Raw genomic sequence first — 17787 nt, 5'->3', positions numbered from 1 at the left:
GTCACAGCGTGATCCGCATCGCCTGGTCGAAGTCCGCGGCCGCCTGCTCGGGCGTCTTCTTGCCGAAGGCGACCGCGTCGGCGGCGTCGGTCAGCGCCTTGGCCATCTCGTTCCACACCGGCGTCTGCGGGCCGAAGTCGGCGTGCGGGGCGGCGGCCGCCATGATGTCCAGCGCCTTCTGGTCGGCACCCGTCAGCTTCTCCCAGCCCTTGACCGGCGTGAGCAGGCTGGCGTCCTTGAGCTGCTTGGCCGCGACGTCCTGGCGCTGGAGGTAGTCGACGAAGTGCCAGGCGGTGTAGGGCAGCTTCGACTGCTTGGCCACCGCCCAGCCCCAGGTGTAGGCGGGGGCGACGGGTTGGCCGGCGTCCCAGCGCGGCATCGGGGCGATGTCGAAGACCTTGCCGAAGGTCAGCTTGGGGCTCAGCGTGGGGAACAGATCCATCGCGAACAGCCCGGAGACCAGCATGGCCGCCTCCCCGGTGGCGAACAGCCCGAAACCGGACAGCGGGTTGGACAGCTTCGCGTTGCCCAGGCTCCCGTAGTAACGCAGCGCCTCGACACCCGCGTCAGTGGACAGCGTCGCCTTGCTCGCGTCGGCGCTGAGTATCCCGCCGCCCTTCCCCTTGACCAGGGCGAGCAGCTGCATCAGCGTCCACTGCGGATTGCCCAGGATCCACTGCAGGCCCACCTTCTTGCCGTCGGCCGAGGTCAGCTTCTTGCTGTACTCGGCGACCTCCTCCCAGGTCGTGGGGGGCTTGTCCGGATCGAGCCCGGCTTCTATGAACCTGTCCCTGCGGTAGTAGAGGTAGCAGATCGTGTAGTCGATGGGGACGCCATAGAGCTTGCCCTCGTACGACAGCGAACCGATCGCGGCCGGGTCGTAGTCCTGGATCAGCGCCTTCTCGTCGGCCACCCCCATGGCCTTGGGGATGATCGGGGCGAGCCGGCCCTTGCGCGCGTGGCCGGGGATGGTCCAGCCGCCGATCTTGACCAGGTCGGGCGGCACGTCACCGGCGAAGGCGGTCAGCAGCTTGGCGTCGAGCTTGTCCGAGGGCACGTAGAGCGGGGTGATGTCGACGCCGCCGAACTCCTGCATGTAGCTGCGTAACAGCGGGGTGAAGACCGCGTCGTACGACTTGGTCTGGTGCAGCCAGACGGAGATCTTCCCTCGCGGCACCCCGTCGGCGGGCACGGTGGCCACCGGGTCCGATGAGCCGCAGGCGGCGAGCACGCCGGACGCCGTGGCCAGCGCGGCGGTTCTGAGCAGGTTGCGCCGGGTCAACATGGTCATGCTCAACCTCCGGAAGGCAAGGCTCCGCCACCGGACCGCAAGGTGGCAGAAAGTTGGGGGGTTACTGGCCCATCAGGGCGTTCTTGGCGTCGTTGAGCTCCACGGAGAACACGGCGAAGTCGCCGCGCGCGTGGCGGATGGTGTATTCGAGCGCGACGCCGCTCTCGGTGCAGGTGTTGCGGGCGGTCGCCAGCAGGGCGGCGGCGATGGGGACGTGCAGCAGCTCGGCCAGCCGGTAGTCGGCGTTGACCGCCCCGATGGTCTCCCTGCCGCTCGCGGGAGTCAGTCCGTACTTCATGCGCAGCAGGTCGTACAGCGAGCCGGTCAGGTCCTCGTCGAGGATGCCGGGCACCAGCTCGGCGGGCAGGTGGGCGCTCTCCAGCATGCAGGGCGCGCCTTCGATCAACCGCAGCCGCTCGACGAAGACGACCTGCTGCTCCTCCCGCAGGCCGAGCGCCACGGCGACGTCGGCGCCGGCCGACTGCAGATGGGCCTTGAGCACCCGCGTCGTCGGCTTGCGGCCGAGTCGCGCCATCGTCTCGGTGAAGCCGGCCGGGCGCGCGCCCAGCTCGGGGGCCACGGCCAGCGGGGCGGTGTAGGTGCCGCTGCCCTGCCTGGCCACCAGCAGGCCCTCCTGCACCAGGTCGCCGATCGCCCGGCGGGCCGTCGCCCGGCTCACGCCCGCGTAGACCATGAGGTCCTTCTCGGCGGGGATCAGCGTGTCGGGCTCGCAGTCGCGGATGACCGCGCGCAGACGCTCGCGGAGCTGGTAGTAGAGCGGCACAGCGGCTGACGGGTCGAGACCCAGCCGGCGTTCCCAGTCGGTCATACGCTCACGTCCTAAGTTGTACGGACGACCGTATCTTTTCTGCTCGACCTGGATGGTGTCAACCACTCGTTGTGTATCGTGCTGAGATCGAGGGCCAGGTGGAGGATCTGTGTGGGCTGTCGCGAGTGCGGTGATCTGCGCGTCCCTCGTGCTGGCCCCTCACGGAGGCGGCACCGTCGACTTCAACGGCGACGGCTACGAGGACTACGCGATCTCCGCGCCCTCGGGCACGGTCGGCCACACCCTTAAAGCCGGATATATCGCTATCTTGTATGGCGCGGCCAGTGGGGTCGATCCCGCCCGGCGCCGGATCCTCCACCTCGACAGCGCCAACGTGCCGAACGACCCCGTGGCCGCGGACGCGTTCGGGGCCCGCACGGCGGCCGGCGACTTCAACGCCGACGGCTACACCGATCTGGCCGTCAGCTCGTACAACCCGTTCGATCTGGACCGGCGGTTCGTCACCCTGCTGTGGGGCGGCAAGGACGGGCTGGCGCTGGGCACCCCGCTGATCGACCCCCCGCGCCCCGGAGTGGCGCCGGACCTGGTCGACCGGGCCGAAGGCCGGGAGCTGGCCGCCGGCGACTTCGACGGCGACGGCAGCGCCGACCTGGCCGCCACCGGCGAGAGGGGGACCGTGAACATCTTCCACGGCCCGTTCCGACGTGACGGCAGCGCCGCCCGCAAGGTGACTTTGGGCGGCTCCTACGAGGACCCGAAGAGGCTGGTCGCGGGCGACCTGACCGGCGACGGCAAGGACGACCTGGTCACCATGCACGCCTGGGAGGAACGGGCCGAGCCGTCCCTGTTCTGGAAGGGCGGCCCGCAGGGCCTCGCCGGGCGGCCGGCGAGGCTGGACGCCGCCACCACCGCCACCGTGGGCGACATCGACGGCGACCACTACGGCGACCTGGTGATGCGCGTCGCCCCCGGCGGCTTCGTCGACACCCTCAAGAGCGACAAGGGCACCATCAAGATCCTGTACGGCTCGGCGGACGGCCCCGGCCGGCGCACCCGTACCCTCACCCAGGACAGCCCCGGCGTGCCGGGGACGGGAGAGCGGGGCGACCAGTTCGGCTTCGATCTGGCCGCCGGGGACGTGGACGGCGACGGGTACGCCGACCTCGCCGCCGGGCTGCCGGGCAAGGCCGGTGGAGGCGCCGTGCTGCTGTTCCGCGGCGGCAGGGACGGCCCAGCCGGTGCGCGGCTGTTCACGCAGGCCAGTCCGGGCGTGCCCGGGACGGCCGAGGACGGGGACCGGTTCGGCGCCTCCGTCAGCCTGCGCGACCCCAACGGCGACGGCAAGGCCGACCTCGGCGTCGGCGCCCCCGGGGAGAGCGGCACGGCCAAGGGCACCGGGGCGGCCTGGGTGCTGCCCGGCTCCACCGGCGGTCTGACCACCGACGGCGCCCGCTCGTTCGACCCGGCCGCGCTCCAGGCGTCCGACACGGGTTCCCACCTGGGAATGTGGTCCGCCAAGTAGGGCCGCGGACGGGATCGTCCGGCGAGCGCGCGGGCCGAAAGGTCGTTATCGGCTGAACCGACTCCCAAAGCTACGCGTACCTACTCACGTCCGGACACGTGCCCCAGGAGGTGTCGTGGAGCTCAGCCTTTTGCGAGCGCAGGCGCACAGCCCTTCGTACTTCTCACTGCTGCGCGGCTCATCGGGACAGCGTGCCCCGGTGGACTTCTGCATCCCGTGTAACCCATACTTCCCGACCCCGGAAATATTCGAGCACCTCGGGAGGAACCTGGAGACGATCCTTAAGTTCTATCCGAGCGACGCGGGCACGATCACCGCGGAGCTCTGCTCCACGATGGGGCTTCATCCCCAGACCGTCGCCATGGGCAACGGCTCCACCGAGCTGATCACCTGGATCGACCACCTGCTGGTGAAGGAGAGCCTGGCGGTGCCGATCCCCACCTTCGGCCGCTGGACCGACCAGCCGATGGAGACCGGGAAGCGGGTCGACATGTACCCGCTGATGGAGAGCCGCAACTTCGCCCTCGACGTCAATGACTACGTCCGCTTCATCCGCATGCGCGGCTCCCGTGTGGCGGTGATCTGCAACCCCAACAATCCCGACGGGGGCTACCTGCCCAAACATGAGGTCCTGTGGCTGCTCGACCAGCTCATCGACCTGGACCTGGTGATCGTCGACGAGTCGTTCGGCGACTTCGTGGACGCCGAGCCATACCCGGGCATAGCCGCGGAGGCCGCCGTCCGGCCCAACGTGATCGTGCTCCGCAGCCTCGGCAAGAACTTCGGGCTGCACGGCATCCGGTTCGGCTACATGGTCGCCAACCCGGCGCTGGCCGGGAAGGTACGCGACGCGCTGCCCAAGTGGAACCTCAACTCGTTCGCCGAGGTGGTGGTGTTCATGATGAAGCAGTGCATGCCCCAGTACCAGGAGAGCCTCAGGCTGCTCGGCCAGGACAGAAGGGCGATGTTCCACCAGCTCAGCGCGATGCCGGAGCTTTCCGTCCTGCCCTCGCAGGGCAACTTCCTGCTGGTGAAGCTGCCACCCGGGCACGATGGGGTGCCGCTGCGCGACCACCTGCTCTCCGAGCACGGCGTGTACGTACGCGAGTGCGGCAACAAGCTGGGCACGACGAGCCAGTTCCTCCGGCTGGTGGTCCGCCCGCAGGAGGACGTACGGCGATTACTGGTCGGCATGACCCAGTATCTGTACTCCGGCAGCCTGCATGAGATCCCCGTCACCGGCCTGCACCATCGAGCGGTGAACCCGTTGTCGGCTTGATCCTCTGCACATAACCCTGCCCCGCCTCTGCTTCTGTGGTGCCGCGCTCGTCCACCCGGGCGCGGCACCACAGAGGCGGAGGCTGAGCCAACCAGTTGGGAGGGACCGCGTTGCGGGCCAGAATGCGCGTGTACGCCGCCACGGGCGCGCTCGCCCTGCTCACCGCATGTGGAGGCACCGGCATGACCGGCCACGAGGGCATGTCGAGCGCCGCGCCCGTCGCCGCGACGGCGGCCAGGGCACCGTCGGCCAACGACGCCGACGTGATGTTCACGCAGATGATGATCCCGCATCACGAGCAGGCGGTGGAGATGGCCGGCCTGGCGGCGTCCCGGGTGAGTGACGTCCAGATCAAGGAGCTCGCGGCGAAGATCAAGACGGACCAGGAACGGGAGATCGGCACCATGAAGGGCTGGCTGACCGCATGGGGCAAGCCCGCGATGTCCGGCCACATGGGGCATGAGATGCCGGGCCTCTTGTCGGAGAAGGTGATGAAGCAGCTCGCGTCGGCCAAGGGCCAGGAGTTCGACAAGCTGTTCGTGGAGGGGATGATCGCCCATCACAACGGCGCGGTCGAGATGGCCCGCACCGAGCAGACCGACGGGGCCCACCCCGAGGTCAAGAAGATGGCCGCGCACATGGTGATCCACCAGCGGGGCGAGGTGGCGCTGCTCCAGGAGATCGGCCAGCGGCTCTGACCCGTGGTCTCAGGGGCACAGCAGCGAAAGCATGGTCGTGACGAGCACCCGCTCGACGTCCGCCTGCTCCAGCCGTCCGGACTCCACCTCCTGGGCGGCGCTGTGCAGCACGCCGAAGAACGTGGTCACCAGCCACGACAACGGCAGGTCGGTACGGAAGTCGCCGTCGTCCCGCCCACGGGCGATCAGGCGCTCGATCCGCCGCAGGGGAACATCGTGGTGCTCGCGGATCCGCTCCATGGGCAGCACCCGGTCGGCGGCCAGGAACAGCCGCCGATGCCGGTCGAGCACCTGCCAGGACGATCGCAGCAGCGCCGCCACGGCCTCGGGCGCCGGCTGCTCGTCGATGTCGACGCCGCCCAGCGCCAGGTCGGCGATGCCGATCGCGTGATCGAGCACGGCGTCGACCAGGGCCTCCCGAGACGGGAAGTGCCCGTAGAGCGTCACCCTGCCCACTCCCGCGGCCTTGGCGACGTCGGCGACGCTGGCGGCCGGGTCGGCGCCGAGCAGCCGCATGCCCGCGTCGAGTATCGCCGCGATGTTGCGCTCGGCGTCGGCGCGACGTGCTGGAACGGGCTCCCGGGCCACGCTCTTCACCATGCCGTCCAGCCTACCGACGGGCCGGACCGTGGGGTTCAGCCCACCGGGAAGCGGGCGACCCAGCCGCGTTGCCACGGTGTCTCGACCGACCGGCGATGGTGGTTCTGCCGTGCCCAGGTGATCGCCTCGGCCGGGGACAGCCCGGAGAGCACGGCCAGGCAGGCCAGGACAGTGCCGGTGCGGCCGACCCCATGGCCGCAGGCCACCTCGACCCGCTCCCCGGCGCGGGCCCGCTCGTACAGCGCGCGGATCCGCCGCACGGCGTCGTCACGATCGCGGGGCAGGAGGAAGTCCGGCCAGTCGATCCAGTCGTGCGGCCAGGACAACCCGGCCCCACCCTTCCGGCGCAACCCCGACGAACCCAGGTAGAGGCCGTAGTCGGGAGCGGGCCCCGTAGGGGGCTCGTTCAAGAGGCCACGGCCACGGACCCAGGTCCCATCGGGGAGTGAGATCGCACCCGTCAACTGTGAGTCGGTCATGTCCCCATTCTGGCGCTCACTTGGGCAGGAGGTTGATCCCCAGCATGCGCGCTCCCGTCTCGGTCCGCGGCTGGTGTCGGCTGCCCGCGGCGAACACCACGTAGGTCCCCGCTTCGTACCGCGTCTCGCCCTCGATCACCTCACCGCTGAGCACGTAGTAGCGCTCCTCCCCCTCGTGTACGTCGACCTCGGGCCACTGCGTGCCGGGGGCGAAGTCGATGAGCCAGCCCCGGGCCCCCTCGGTCGCGGTGAGACGCCTCCTGACGATGCCGGGCGACACCTCCACCGGTACGACATCGTCGATGTGCACTGCCTGCGCTTCTGGTTCCATGCCCGCCATCCTGACGAGCCGACCGGCGCCCACCCAGTGCCAGAAAAGACGTCATGGAGTACTTTTCTGCCATGTCGTCAGAGCACCGTGTCGTCGCGCTGGCCAGCCCGCCGCTGGCGACGTTCGAGCTGAGCTGCGCCGCAGAGGTGTTCGCCACCGTACGGCCGGGGCTCGCCCGCCACTACGACTTCCGCGTCTGCGCCGAGACCCCGGGACCGGTGCCCACCCTGGCCGGTTACTCGATCACAGTCACCGAGGGTCTGACCGCTTTGGAGAGCGCCGACACGGTCGTCATCCCGGGCTGGCAGACCCGTACGGCCCCGGCGGCCGTGCTCTCCGCGCTGCGCCGGGCGTACACGCGGGGCGCGCGGATCGCCGCCATCTGCTCGGGCGCGTTCGTCCTGGCGCAGGCCGGGCTGCTCGACGGGCGGCGGGCCACCACCCACTGGCGGCTGACGGCCGAGCTCGCCGAACGCTTCCCCGCCGTCACCGTCGATTCCGACGTGCTGTACGTGGACCACGGCGACGTGGCCACCAGCGCCGGCACCAGCGCGGGGATCGACCTGTGCCTGCATCTCGTCCGGGCCGACCACGGGGCCGCGTACGCCGCGAAGGTGGCCCGCCACATGGTCATGCCGCCGCACCGGGAGGGCGGGCAGCTCCAGTACGCCATCGCGCCGTCGCGGGCCCGGGTGCCCGACTCCCTCGCCCCCTTGCTGGGCTGGGCCGCGGAGCGGCTCGGCGAACCGCTGACCGTCGACGACCTGGCGGCCCGCGCCGGTGTGTCGGCCCGGACGCTGGCCCGGATGTTCGCCGCCCAGCTCGGCACCAGTCCCGGTCAGTGGGTGCTCGCGCAGCGGATCGCCGGGGCGCGAGCACTGCTGGAGGAGACGGACCTGTCCGTGGACGCGATCGCCGCCCGGGTCGGCCTCTCCTCGGCCACGAACCTCCGCCGCCGCTTCCACGACGTCCTGCGCACCACCCCCGCCGCGTACCGGCGCGCCTTCCACCTGCGCGCCCGGACCAACCCCCTGACCGCGGCGGCGGCTAACGAGATGCGGGCCAGTTCTCCCATCTTCAGGCGGGATGGTGTAAGCCTGCGCATGGGTGCTCTCTGAGGCGCGAGCGTGCAGGGAACGGAACTGCTTGCAATGCCTCAACTGCGTACGGTAAGGTTTCCGTAGTCGAACTGGCGAGCGATAACCAAGCTGGCCGTGAGATCACTTCCTGGATTCATCGGTGCAACGAGGCCGCCGGACGGGCGGTGACAGGACGTGGAGACTTGCCGGTAGGCGGGTCGGTGAAGCGTCAAGCATCCTGTTCCACAGCTCGTGCTGCTTACGCGGCATGAACTGCTGCGTCAGCAGCACGGGAATCCTCGCCCCTCCAGGGCCAGGAGCACGTCAAAAGTGGATCGGCGGCACCAACTGGACCCGGGTCGGCGGTCCAGCCCATCAGATCGTCCCCTGCCTGTGACGGCGCGCCGCGTCGACTCGGGCCGGGGCGACCGCTCACAGCCTCTCCGGCCCGCGTCCATCGCGTACTCCCAGGTGCGGATCCGCGGTCAGCGTCCGGCCGGTGGATCACCAGTCGCCGCCCAGCGACTCCTTGGCCGCCGCGATCCGCTCCTCGTCCCGCTGGTAGAACACCCACTGTTTGATCTTCTTGCCGCGCACCAGCCCCGCCGCGCTGAGCACCTTCAGATGCCCGCCGCAGGTCGGCTGGCTCACCCCGAGCTTCTCCGCGATGAACAGCGAGCAGACCCCGTCATCGACCAGGTCACCGTCACGCTGCGGCGGAAAGTGCCGCTCGGGCTCACGCAGCCAATCGAGGATCAGCAGCCGCTTGTCGTTGGCCAACGCTTTGACCAGATCCACATCCACCACGAAGGCATTGTGGCAATTAGCTAACTACCTGTCCATGGCGGCGGCGCGTGACCAGACCCGCGACAGCAGGACGACACTCCCGCCGAACAGCAGCACGCCAAGAGGCACGTGGACCGCCGGGACATGCGTGTCACCGAGCGCCGCCTCCGCCAGCGTCAGAACCAGCAAGAACGTACTGTTGACGACGTATCGCGGCGAGCCGCCGCCCGGACGCCACACCAGGATCGCCATGAGGAGCTGGATCGCTCCTGCGGCCACGGCCACCACCGCCGTGACGCCGTGCAGCGCCCGGCCATCGGGCGAGGACATCAACAGGCCGGCCGTGATCGCCTGCGTCAACATGGCGGCCGCCTGCAAGATCACGGTTATCCGCATGGTGGGAAAGAAGCGCGGCGTCGTGTTCGGCCCGACCGCGTCGAGCACGTGTTCACCTGCCATGACGTACTCCTTCGAGTTCTGGGTTGTCGGGTGTCAGGCGTGGAAGGCGGCGGCGTGGTCGGTGGCCCATTCCGTCCAGGTGCGCGCGGGACGGCCGAGGGCCTTGTCCACCTCGTCGGTGACCAGCGCGGGCCGGCCGGCGCCACGGGCGTACCTGGCGAGCAGGGCCACCACGAACGCCTCGTTCATGCCCATCCCGACCATGCCCTGCCTGACGGCCTCCGGCGGCAGCTCCTGGAACCGCAGCGGCCTGCCGAGCACCTCACCGAGGGTGGCGACCAGTTCCTCGTGCGTCAGGGACCGCGGCCCTGTCAGATGAAGCTTCCTGCCCACCAGGTCATCGGAGAGCAGCGCGCGGACGCCGACCTCGGCCAGGTCGCGCTCGTCGATGAGCGCTTCGGAGAAGTTCGCGTACGCCCCCCGGACGACGTCACCGGCGCGGATCTGGCCGCCCCACGCCACGAGCGTGTTGATCGCGAAGGAACTGGCCCGCAGGCTCACCCATTCCAAGCCACTGGCGACGGCGGCGGCCTCAACCTCCTTGTTCCGGTCCCCGTTGAACCGGGACGGCTGGTGATCGAGGTCGTCGTCGACATTCTCCGCGGAGAGCACGGCCACCCGGGTCACCCCACGCTCCTTGGCCAGTGCCAGCAGTTCGGGGGCGGCGAGTCCCACGGCGCGCGGGTGGAGGAAGAGGCCGGTGACGCCGTCCAGGCAGGAGGCCAGCGAGCTGGGCAGTGCGGGGTCGGCCTCCACGACCTCGACCCCGTCGGGCAGACCGGCCGCCTGCGGGTCACGGGTGACCGCGCGGACCTTGGCGCCCTGGCTGACGAGCAGCTGAACGAGGGGACGTCCGACGACGCCCGTGGCTCCGGTTACGAGGAACATGGCACGGCCTTTCACTGGGGCCTATCTATGTGCGATCACCTCCATAGAGCCGGGTGGGCCTGCCGAGTGTGACATCCGTCCGGCGTCTCAGCCTGGCCGGTTGAGCGGGCGGCCCCGCAGCGCGGCCTTCTGGAGCTTTCCCGAGCCGGTCCGGGGCAGGTCGTCCACCAGGTCGAAGTAGCGCGGGATCTTGTATCTGGCCAGCCGCCCGTCGAGGAACTCCCGCAGTTCCTCGCCGGTGACGGCCGCCCGGCAGACCACGAACGCCCGCCCGACCTCGCCCCAGGTGACGTCCGGCACCCCCACGACCGCCGCCTCCGCCACGGCCGGGTGCTCGAACAGCACGCCTTCGACCTCCGCCGGATAGACGTTCTCTCCGCCCGAGATGTACATGTCCTTGACCCGGTCCACGAGGTGCAGGTGGCCCTCGTCGTCGAACGCGCCGATGTCGCCCGTACGGAGCCAGCCGCCCGCCACGAACGCCGCCTCGGTCGCCTCGGGGTTCTGCCAGTAGCCGGGAGTCACGTTCGGCCCCTGGACCAGCACCTCGCCCGGCTCGCCGACGGCCGTGCCGGTGAGGTCGGGCCGGACCACGCGTACGTTGGTGAAGAACACGGGGACCCCGGCCGAGCCCACCTTGCGCACGCTCTGCCCGGCCTCCAGGAAGGTCGCGCCCGGCGCCGTCTCGGTGAGCCCGTAGCCCTGGCAGAACACCAGGCCCCGCTCCTGGTAGACACGGATGAGCGCGGCCGGGATCGGCGCGCCGCCCGACATCAGGTTGCGCAGCGACGACAGGTCGGCCGTGGCCCACCTCGGCGACCGGGCGAACGCGGCGAACATCGTCGTGACACCGAACATCCAGGTGATGCGGTGCTTCTCGATGAGCTCGTAGCACGCGTCCACGTCCCAGGACGGCATGATCACCGAGCAGCCGCCCTTGGCGAACGTCGGCAGCAGCGTCTGGTTCAGCGCGGCGACGTGGAAGAGCGGCGCGCTGATCAGCGTCATCTCGTCGCTCGTCACGTCGACGCCGATCAGCATGTTGAAGGTGTTCCACACCAGGTTGGCGTGGCTGAGCAGGGCGCCTTTGGGCCGCCCGGTGGTGCCGGAGGTGTAGAGGATGAGCGCGAGGTCGTCCAGCCCGACCCGTACGTCGATCGGCGCGGAATCACCCTCGGCCAGCCAGCTCTCGACGTCCGGCACGAGCAGGGCGGTGGTGCCGGAGAGCGCCCGGACCACCTCGGCGCACTCGGGCGCGTGGATCAGGACGGCCGGGCCGCAGTCGTCCAGCATGTAGCCGATCTCAGGCGCGGTCAGCCGGAAGTTCAGCGGCACGAAGATCGCGCCGAGCAGGTGCGTGGCGAACATGGTCTCCGCGAGAGCGGGGTGGTTCGGGCCGAGGTAGGCGACCCGGTCTCCGGCCCCCACCCCGGCCGCACGCAGGCGCGCGGCCAGCTTCGTCGTCCGCTCGTGCACCTCGGCGTAGGTGACCGCCCGGCCTTCGAAGACGAACGCCGTACGGTCCGGCGTCATCTGGGCCCGGCGAGCCGGCCACCCTCCCACTCCCGCGTTCTCCATGGGCGTACGGCCTCTCGCATCGGTCAGTCCGATACCTACCCCATTTACATGGGGCAGTTTCTCAACCTGAGTCAGAGTTTTGCCGACCGTGACGGATCCGTCTACCCTCGGTGCTGTGATGCTCGGCGATGCAGACGCTCTGACGGCCCGTCCGCAGTCCCTGATGTTCAGCTTTCTCGGCGTCTACGTCCTGGGGCGCGGCACTGCCGTCTATTCGGGCAGCGTCATCGACGTCTTCGCCCGGCTCGGCGTCACCGAGGAGGCGGTGCGCTCGACGCTCACCCGCATGGTCAAGCGGGGGCTGCTGGCCCGCCACCGTCAGGGGCGCAGGATGTACTTCGGGCTCACCGAGCACGCGGTGGAGGTGCTCGACGACGGGCGCCGCCGGGTCTGGGAGACCGGCGCGGTCAACCGCGACTGGGACGGCGCCTGGACCCTGGTGGGCTTCTCGATCCCCGACAGCCTGCGCAGCACCCGGCACGACCTCCGCTCGCAGCTCATCTGGGCCGGGTTCGGCCTGCTGCAGAGCGGGTTGTGGATCGCGCCGGGTGTCAAGGACGTCGGGGGCATCCTCGCCCCGCTCGAACTCGGCGATCACGTCACCGTGATGACGGCCCGGGCGTTCAAGCCGACCGAGTCGGCCGACCTGGTGCGGAAGGCGTTCAGCACCGAGCGGATCGCCGCCCGCTACCGGGCGTTCCTCGACCGCTGGGACACACCGAACCCGCTCCCCTCGGCGGCCGACGATCTGGCCCGGCAGCTTCTCCTGCACACCGACTGGCTGCAGCTGGTCCGCCAGGACCCGCACCTGCCGGCCGAACACCTGCCGGCCGACTGGCCGGCGATCCGGGCCGAGCAGGTGTTCCACACCCTGGCCCGCGACTACGAGCCGAGCGCCAGGGTGCTGGCCGACACCGTCCTGGACGAACTGGCCGTCACCTCACCGGTCAGCTGATCGAGCGGTCAGCTGACCGCTCGATCAGCGGCTGCCGGACGCCGCGCGGCGCTTGGTCCACACGTCGAAGGCCACGGCCGCGAGCAGGACGGCGCCCTTGACGAACATGACCCGCTCGCTCGGCGCGCCGATCAGCGACATGCCGTTGTTGATGACGCCCATGATCAGACCGCCGGTGACCGCACCGACCACCTTGCCGACGCCGCCCTGGACGGCCGCACCGCCGATGAACGCCGCGGCGATCGCGTCCAGCTCGAAGGAGTTGCCCGCCGTGGGCCCGGCCTGGTTCAGCCGCCCGGCGAAGATGATCCCGGCGAGCGCGGACAGGACGCCCATGTTCACGAAGATCCAGAAGACGACGGACTTGACCTTGATGCCGGACAGCAGCGCCGCCTGCAGGTTGCCGCCGATGGCGTAGATCCGCCGGCCGAACACGGCCCGGCTGGTCACCAGCGAGTAGCCCAGCACCAGCACCGCGAGCAGGATCAGCACCCAGGGCAGGTTCTTGAACCTGGCCAGCTGCACCACCACCGCGAGGATCACCGCGGCGGCCGCGGCGATGCGGAGCAGGAAGATCGGCAGCGGGTCCACGCTCTGGCCGTAACCCTGCCGCGCCACCCGGCTCCGCCACTGGCTGGCGGCCATTCCGGCCACCGCCACCAGGCCGAGCAGCAGGCTGAACAGGTCCGCGCCGCCCAGCGGGCCGAGCCCGATGTTGCCGAGATAGCCGTCGGTGAAGCCGTTCGACAGCGTACGGACGGCGTCAGGGAACGGCCCGATGCCCTGGTTGCCCAGCACGGTCAGCGTGAGCGCGCGGAACAGCAGCATGCCGGCCAGCGTCACGATGAACGCCGGGATGCCGTAGTAGGCGATCCAGAACCCCTGCCACGCGCCGATGAGCGCGCCCGCGACCAGCGTGATGACCAGCGCCAGCGGCCACGGCACGCCGTAGTTCACCATCAGCACGGCGGAGATGGCCCCGGTGACGGCCACGACCGATCCCACGGACAGGTCGATGTGCCCGGCGATGATGATGAGGATCATCCCGATGGCCAGGATCAGGACGTAGGAGTTCTGGACGATGATGTTGGAGATGTTCTGCGGCTGGAGCAGCGCCCCCTTGGTGAGGAACGCGAACAGCACGACGATCAGCGCGAACGCGACATAGATGCCGCTCTGCCGCACGTTGAACGACAGCCACGAGGACCTTTCCTGTCCCCGCGGTGGGGGCGGTTCCTGGCCGGCGGGCGCCAGCCCGGCGTCAGTGGATGAGGTGCTGCTCATCGGATCTCGTCCAGTCCTTTCGTCATGTACTGCATGAGGCCCTCCTGCGTGGCCTCCTCGCGCGGGACCTCGCCGGTGATCCGGCCGGCCGACAACGCGTAGATCCGGTCGCACAGCCCCAGGAGTTCGGGCAGCTCCGACGAGATGACCAGGATGGCCTTACCCTCGTCGGCGAGCCGGTTGATGATCGAGTAGATCTCGTACTTGGCGCCGACGTCGATGCCCCGGGTCGGCTCGTCCAGGATGAGCACGTCGGGGTCCGTGAAGATCCACTTCGACAGGACGACCTTCTGCTGGTTGCCACCGCTGAGCTTGCCGGTGACGCTCAGCACGCTGGGCGCCTTGATGTTCATGCTCGCGCGGAACTCGTCGGCGACCCGGTATTCCTCGTTGTCGTTGACCCAGCCGCGCCGGGCCAGCTTCGGCAGCGCGGCGGCGGAGACGTTCCGCTTGATGTCCTCGATCAGGTTGAGGCCGTACCGTTTGCGGTCCTCGGTGGCGTACGCGATGCCGTGACGGATCGCGTCCTGCACCGACCGGATCTCGATCTGCCGGCCGTCCTTGTAGATGCGGCCGGAGATGTCGGTGCCGTAGGCGCGGCCGAAGACGCTCATGGCCAGCTCGGTCCGGCCGGCGCCCATGAGCCCCGCCAGACCGACGATCTCACCCCTGCGCAGGGTGAGGCTGGCGTTGGAGACCACGACCCGGCCGCGATGGGCGGGGCTGTGCACCGTCCAGTCCTCGATGCGCAGCACCTCCTCGCCGATGTTCGGCTCGTGCGGCGGGAAGCGGTTCTCCAGGTCGCGGCCGACCATGCCGGAGATGATGCGGCCCTCGGTGACGTGGTCGGTGACCATGTCGAGCCGCTCGATCGTCCGGCCGTCACGCAGGATGGTGATCGAGTCGGCGATGTCGATGACCTCGTTGAGCTTGTGCGAGATGATCACGCACGTGATGCCCTCATCACGCAGGCCACGCAGCAGGTCGAGCAGGTGCGCCGAGTCCTCGTCGTTGAGCGCGGCCGTCGGCTCGTCGAGGATGAGCAGGCGCACCCGCTTGGACAGCGCCTTGGCGATCTCCACGAGCTGCTGCTTGCCGACCCCGATGTCGGAGATCGTCGTCACCGGGTTCTCGTGCAGCCCGACCCGCTTCAGCAGCTCGGCCGCCTCGTGGTTGGTCCGGTTCCAGTCGATCAGGCCATTGCTGGCCTGCTCGTTGCCGAGAAAGATGTTCTCGGCGATCGACAGTTGCGGGCACAGGGCCAGCTCCTGGTGGATGATGACGATCCCGCGGTGCTCGCTGTCACGGATGTCGGCGAACCGGCATGGCTCTCCCTCGAACAAGATCTCGCCCTCGTAGGTGCCGTGCGGGTAGACGCCCGACAGCACCTTCATGAGCGTGGACTTGCCGGCACCGTTCTCGCCGCAGATCGCGTGGATCTCGCCCTGCCGTACGGACAGGTTGACGTCTTGCAGCGCCTTGACTCCGGGGAAGGTCTTGGTGATCCCGCGCATCCGCAGGATGTCATCAGTCATGTCGTCAGCCCAGCTGGGACTTGGTGTAGTAGCCGGTGTCCACGAGTTCCTTCTCGTAGTTCGTCTTGTCGACGATCAGCGGCTGGAGCAGGTACGACGGCACGACCTTGTTGCCGTTGTCGTAGTCCTTGGTGTTGTTGACCTCGGGCTTGCCACCCTTGAGGACGGTGTCGGCGATCTTGATGGTCACGTCGGCCAGCTGCCGGGTGTCCTTGTAGATGGTGGAGTACTGCTCACCCGCGATGATCGACTTCACCGACGCCAGCTCGGCGTCCTGGCCGGTCACGGTCGGGTACGGCTGGCCGGAGGTCCCGTAGCCGTTGCTCTTGAGCGCGGACAGGATGCCGATCGACAGGCCGTCGTAGGGCGACAGGACGCCGTCGACCTTGGTGCCGCCGCTGTAGGTCTTGGTCAGCAGGTCTTCCATGCGCTTCTGCGCGGTGGCCGGGTCCCAGCGCAGGATGGCGACCGTCTTGAAGTCCGTCTGGCCGCTCTTGACGACGAGCGTGCCCTTGTCGATGAACGGCTTGAGCACCGACATGGCGCCGTTGAAGAAGAACGTCGCGTTGTTGTCGTCGGGCGAACCGGCGAACAGTTCGACGTTGAACGGGCCCTTGGCGCTGCCCGCGGAGCCGTCGGCGTTCAGCAGCTTCAGTCCGACCAGCAGCGACGTGGCCTGCTGCACGCCGACCTTGAAGTTGTCGAAGGTGGCGTAGTAGTCGACGTTCGGGCTGTTGCGGATCAGCCGGTCGTAGGCGACGACCGGGATCTTCTTGTCAGCGGCCTCTTGGAGCTGCGTGGTGATGGCCGTGCCGTCGATCGAGGCGATGATCAGGAGCTTGGCGCCCTTGGTGATCTGGTTCTCGATCTGGTTGACCTGGGTCGGGATGTCGTTCTCCGCGTACTGCAGGTCCACCTTGTATCCGAGCTTCTCCAGCCCGGCCTTGACGTTGTCGCCGTCGTGGATCCAACGCTCCGATGACTTGGTCGGCATGGTGACGCCCACCAGCGCACCGGCACTGCCCGCGGAGGCGCTGGCGGCCGCCTGCTGGTCGACCGTCTTCTCGGCCGAGCCACATGCGGTCGCGACCGTGGCTAGCGCCAGGACGGAGACCACGGCCGCGAATCGTGGAAATCTCATATTTCTCCTTGCGGAAATGGGGGCTGCCCGCGCGTCGTGGGAGACAGCCGATCCCGCGAGTGTTATCGCTAACATTTCCGGTGTCAAGCGAAGGGGATAACGTAGACGTAACACAAGCTTCACAGTTCAAGTGGCCTGGGCCTGCGGTGCGAGGCTACCTTCCGCCGGCGACCGGTCGATCCGGCGAGCTCCCGCCTGGAGGTCACCGGCGGGCACGTCCCCCGGAAAGTCGCTCGCGCTGAGGCTCCTTTTACCGGCTTCCGGCTACTCTGCGGCCATGACCACGCAGTCCCCCGCCGCGCCGCCCCTGACCCTCGGACCGAGGCTGATCCGGGCCGAGATCCTCGTGGTGTTCTCCGTTTCGCTGGGGGCCAGCGGCCTCGTGGCGCTCGTCCGGCTGATCGGCGCGCTCACGGCGCCAGAGCAGCTGAAGGGGCAGCAGGCCGTACTCGTCCGTTCACTGGCTCCCGACCGGCCCTGGCTGGACCTGGCGTTGCAGCTCGTCGACATCGCAATCTCCGTGGCCCCGGTCGGGCTCGTCGCCTACCTGCTGGTACGCTCCGGCGAGTCGATGCGGACCATCGGCGTCGATCTCCGCGAACCACGGCGCGACCTGGTGCGCGGCGCCCTGCTCGCGGCTGCGATCGGCGGGACGGGGCTGGCCTTCTACCTGGCCGTGTACGCCGCCGGGATCAACCTCAACGTCGTGGCCGGCGCGCTGCCCGACGTGTGGTGGCGGATCCCGGTCCTGCTGCTGGCCGCCGCGCAGAACGGCGTGCTCGAAGAGGTGCTCGTCAGCGGCTACCTGCTGCGCCGGCTGGAGCAGGCGGGATGGGCGCCCTGGCGCTCCGTGGTGGTGGCGGCGCTGCTGCGCGGGTCGTACCACCTCTATCAGGGGTTCGGCGGTTTCGTCGGCAATGTGGTGATGGGGCTGGTGTTCGGCCGCCTGTACCAGCGCTGGGGCCGGGCCATGCCGCTCATCATCGCGCACACGCTCATCGACGCCGTCGCCTTCGCCGGCTACGCCGCCCTGCACGGCCGGGTGAGCTGGCTGCCCTGAGTAGGTCTTACTCATGTGCTCCGTGCCCACGG

Annotated in this window: 18 protein-coding genes; 6 read left to right on the top strand and 12 right to left on the bottom strand. The window is 69.3% G+C overall.

Annotation, left to right across the window (positions count from 1 at the left end):
• Nucleotide 1 precedes the first annotated feature (1 nt).
• Together KME78_RS32230 and KME78_RS32225 are read right to left on the bottom strand one after the other, a co-directional pair.
• Nucleotides 2–1291, bottom strand: coding sequence for an ABC transporter substrate-binding protein (locus KME78_RS32230; protein ID WP_219533143.1), 1290 nt, complete (start codon nucleotides 1289–1291; stop codon nucleotides 2–4).
• A gap of 61 nt (nucleotides 1292–1352) precedes the next feature.
• Nucleotides 1353–2120, bottom strand: a complete 768-nt coding sequence (locus KME78_RS32225; protein WP_219533142.1) for a GntR family transcriptional regulator — start codon at nucleotides 2118–2120, stop codon at nucleotides 1353–1355.
• Between the two features lie 109 nt (nucleotides 2121–2229).
• Between KME78_RS32225 and KME78_RS32220 the strand changes: the two genes are divergently transcribed.
• From KME78_RS32220 to KME78_RS32210, 3 genes are all read left to right on the top strand, one after another.
• Complete coding sequence (locus tag KME78_RS32220) at nucleotides 2230–3603, top strand: VCBS repeat-containing protein (RefSeq protein WP_219533141.1); 1374 nt, start codon at nucleotides 2230–2232, stop codon at nucleotides 3601–3603.
• Between the two features lie 115 nt (nucleotides 3604–3718).
• Complete coding sequence (locus KME78_RS32215; RefSeq protein WP_219533140.1) at nucleotides 3719–4882, top strand: pyridoxal phosphate-dependent aminotransferase; 1164 nt, start codon at nucleotides 3719–3721, stop codon at nucleotides 4880–4882.
• Nucleotides 4883–4992: 110 nt separating this feature from the next.
• Entirely contained in the window at nucleotides 4993–5580 is a 588-nt protein-coding gene (locus tag KME78_RS32210; RefSeq protein WP_246652390.1) for a DUF305 domain-containing protein, read from the top strand.
• Nucleotides 5581–5589: 9 nt separating this feature from the next.
• On the opposite strand, the gene KME78_RS32205 is transcribed toward KME78_RS32210, so the two are convergent.
• The 3 genes from KME78_RS32205 to KME78_RS32195 form a co-directional block, all read right to left on the bottom strand.
• Nucleotides 5590–6180 (bottom strand): TetR/AcrR family transcriptional regulator, encoded by a 591-nt coding sequence (locus KME78_RS32205; protein WP_219533139.1) that lies wholly within the window; start codon nucleotides 6178–6180, stop codon nucleotides 5590–5592.
• A gap of 35 nt (nucleotides 6181–6215) precedes the next feature.
• Nucleotides 6216–6590: a protein-tyrosine phosphatase family protein gene (locus tag KME78_RS32200; protein WP_308127220.1), complete on the bottom strand. Its 375-nt coding sequence runs from the start codon at nucleotides 6588–6590 to the stop codon at nucleotides 6216–6218.
• 85 nt (nucleotides 6591–6675) lie between these two features.
• A complete protein-coding gene (locus KME78_RS32195) occupies nucleotides 6676–6990 on the bottom strand; it encodes a cupin domain-containing protein (protein WP_219533137.1) in 315 nt (104 codons plus the stop codon).
• A gap of 71 nt (nucleotides 6991–7061) precedes the next feature.
• Here KME78_RS32195 and KME78_RS32190 point away from each other — a divergent pair, with 71 nt between their 5' ends.
• The gene (locus tag KME78_RS32190) at nucleotides 7062–8108 is read left to right on the top strand and encodes a GlxA family transcriptional regulator (protein WP_246652389.1); all 1047 of its coding nucleotides are present in this window, start codon (nucleotides 7062–7064) and stop codon (nucleotides 8106–8108) included.
• Nucleotides 8109–8573: 465 nt separating this feature from the next.
• Here the strand turns inward: KME78_RS32190 and KME78_RS32185 are convergent, their stop codons facing one another.
• The 4 genes from KME78_RS32185 to KME78_RS32170 form a co-directional block, all read right to left on the bottom strand.
• Nucleotides 8574–8876: an ArsR/SmtB family transcription factor gene (locus tag KME78_RS32185; protein ID WP_308127219.1), complete on the bottom strand. Its 303-nt coding sequence runs from the start codon at nucleotides 8874–8876 to the stop codon at nucleotides 8574–8576.
• A 24-nt stretch (nucleotides 8877–8900) separates the two neighbouring features.
• The gene (locus KME78_RS32180; RefSeq protein WP_246652387.1) at nucleotides 8901–9314 is read right to left on the bottom strand and encodes a hypothetical protein; all 414 of its coding nucleotides are present in this window, start codon (nucleotides 9312–9314) and stop codon (nucleotides 8901–8903) included.
• Between the two features lie 33 nt (nucleotides 9315–9347).
• The gene (locus KME78_RS32175; protein ID WP_219533135.1) at nucleotides 9348–10202 is read right to left on the bottom strand and encodes an NAD(P)H-binding protein; all 855 of its coding nucleotides are present in this window, start codon (nucleotides 10200–10202) and stop codon (nucleotides 9348–9350) included.
• Nucleotides 10203–10289: 87 nt separating this feature from the next.
• Complete coding sequence (locus tag KME78_RS32170) at nucleotides 10290–11780, bottom strand: acyl-CoA synthetase (protein ID WP_219533134.1); 1491 nt, start codon at nucleotides 11778–11780, stop codon at nucleotides 10290–10292.
• Nucleotides 11781–11898: 118 nt separating this feature from the next.
• Between KME78_RS32170 and KME78_RS32165 the strand changes: the two genes are divergently transcribed.
• Nucleotides 11899–12735: a PaaX family transcriptional regulator gene (locus KME78_RS32165; protein WP_246652385.1), complete on the top strand. Its 837-nt coding sequence runs from the start codon at nucleotides 11899–11901 to the stop codon at nucleotides 12733–12735.
• A 24-nt stretch (nucleotides 12736–12759) separates the two neighbouring features.
• Here the strand turns inward: KME78_RS32165 and mmsB are convergent, their stop codons facing one another.
• From mmsB to chvE, 3 genes are read right to left on the bottom strand one after another with little or no spacing between them, the layout of a single operon-like run.
• Nucleotides 12760–14019, bottom strand: coding sequence for a multiple monosaccharide ABC transporter permease (gene mmsB, locus KME78_RS32160; protein ID WP_219533133.1), 1260 nt, complete (start codon nucleotides 14017–14019; stop codon nucleotides 12760–12762).
• Nucleotides 14016–15554, bottom strand: coding sequence for a multiple monosaccharide ABC transporter ATP-binding protein (gene mmsA, locus KME78_RS32155; RefSeq protein WP_219533132.1), 1539 nt, complete (start codon nucleotides 15552–15554; stop codon nucleotides 14016–14018). Before mmsA ends, mmsB begins: the two co-directional genes overlap by 4 nt.
• A gap of 4 nt (nucleotides 15555–15558) precedes the next feature.
• Nucleotides 15559–16695 (bottom strand): multiple monosaccharide ABC transporter substrate-binding protein, encoded by a 1137-nt coding sequence (chvE, locus tag KME78_RS32150; protein ID WP_219533131.1) that lies wholly within the window; start codon nucleotides 16693–16695, stop codon nucleotides 15559–15561.
• 277 nt (nucleotides 16696–16972) lie between these two features.
• Here chvE and KME78_RS32145 point away from each other — a divergent pair, with 277 nt between their 5' ends.
• Nucleotides 16973–17755 (top strand): CPBP family intramembrane glutamic endopeptidase, encoded by a 783-nt coding sequence (locus KME78_RS32145; RefSeq protein ID WP_219533130.1) that lies wholly within the window; start codon nucleotides 16973–16975, stop codon nucleotides 17753–17755.
• Nucleotides 17756–17787: the final 32 nt, after the last annotated feature.

The organism is Nonomuraea guangzhouensis, from assembly GCF_019396345.1.
Taxonomy (GTDB): Bacteria; Actinomycetota; Actinomycetes; order Streptosporangiales; family Streptosporangiaceae; genus Nonomuraea; species Nonomuraea guangzhouensis.
This window is presented reverse-complemented; position numbering and strand designations above follow the sequence as displayed.

Excerpts from the sequence above, each read along its gene's own strand:
- KME78_RS32230 (WP_219533143.1), bottom strand. The coding sequence starts at position 1,291 with ATGACCATGTTGACCCGGCGCAACCTGCTCAGAACCGCCGCGCTGGCC.
- KME78_RS32225 (WP_219533142.1), bottom strand. The coding sequence starts at position 2,120 with ATGACCGACTGGGAACGCCGGCTGGGTCTCGACCCGTCAGCCGCTGTG.
- KME78_RS32205 (WP_219533139.1), bottom strand. The coding sequence starts at position 6,180 with ATGGTGAAGAGCGTGGCCCGGGAGCCCGTTCCAGCACGTCGCGCCGAC.
- KME78_RS32195 (WP_219533137.1), bottom strand. The coding sequence starts at position 6,990 with ATGGAACCAGAAGCGCAGGCAGTGCACATCGACGATGTCGTACCGGTG.
- KME78_RS32190 (WP_246652389.1), top strand. The coding sequence starts at position 7,062 with ATGTCGTCAGAGCACCGTGTCGTCGCGCTGGCCAGCCCGCCGCTGGCG.
- KME78_RS32180 (WP_246652387.1), bottom strand. The coding sequence starts at position 9,314 with ATGGCAGGTGAACACGTGCTCGACGCGGTCGGGCCGAACACGACGCCG.
- KME78_RS32175 (WP_219533135.1), bottom strand. The coding sequence starts at position 10,202 with ATGTTCCTCGTAACCGGAGCCACGGGCGTCGTCGGACGTCCCCTCGTT.
- KME78_RS32170 (WP_219533134.1), bottom strand. The coding sequence starts at position 11,780 with ATGGAGAACGCGGGAGTGGGAGGGTGGCCGGCTCGCCGGGCCCAGATG.
- KME78_RS32165 (WP_246652385.1), top strand. The coding sequence starts at position 11,899 with ATGCTCGGCGATGCAGACGCTCTGACGGCCCGTCCGCAGTCCCTGATG.
- mmsB (WP_219533133.1), bottom strand. The coding sequence starts at position 14,019 with ATGAGCAGCACCTCATCCACTGACGCCGGGCTGGCGCCCGCCGGCCAG.
- mmsA (WP_219533132.1), bottom strand. The coding sequence starts at position 15,554 with ATGACTGATGACATCCTGCGGATGCGCGGGATCACCAAGACCTTCCCC.
- chvE (WP_219533131.1), bottom strand. The coding sequence starts at position 16,695 with ATGAGATTTCCACGATTCGCGGCCGTGGTCTCCGTCCTGGCGCTAGCC.
- KME78_RS32145 (WP_219533130.1), top strand. The coding sequence starts at position 16,973 with ATGACCACGCAGTCCCCCGCCGCGCCGCCCCTGACCCTCGGACCGAGG.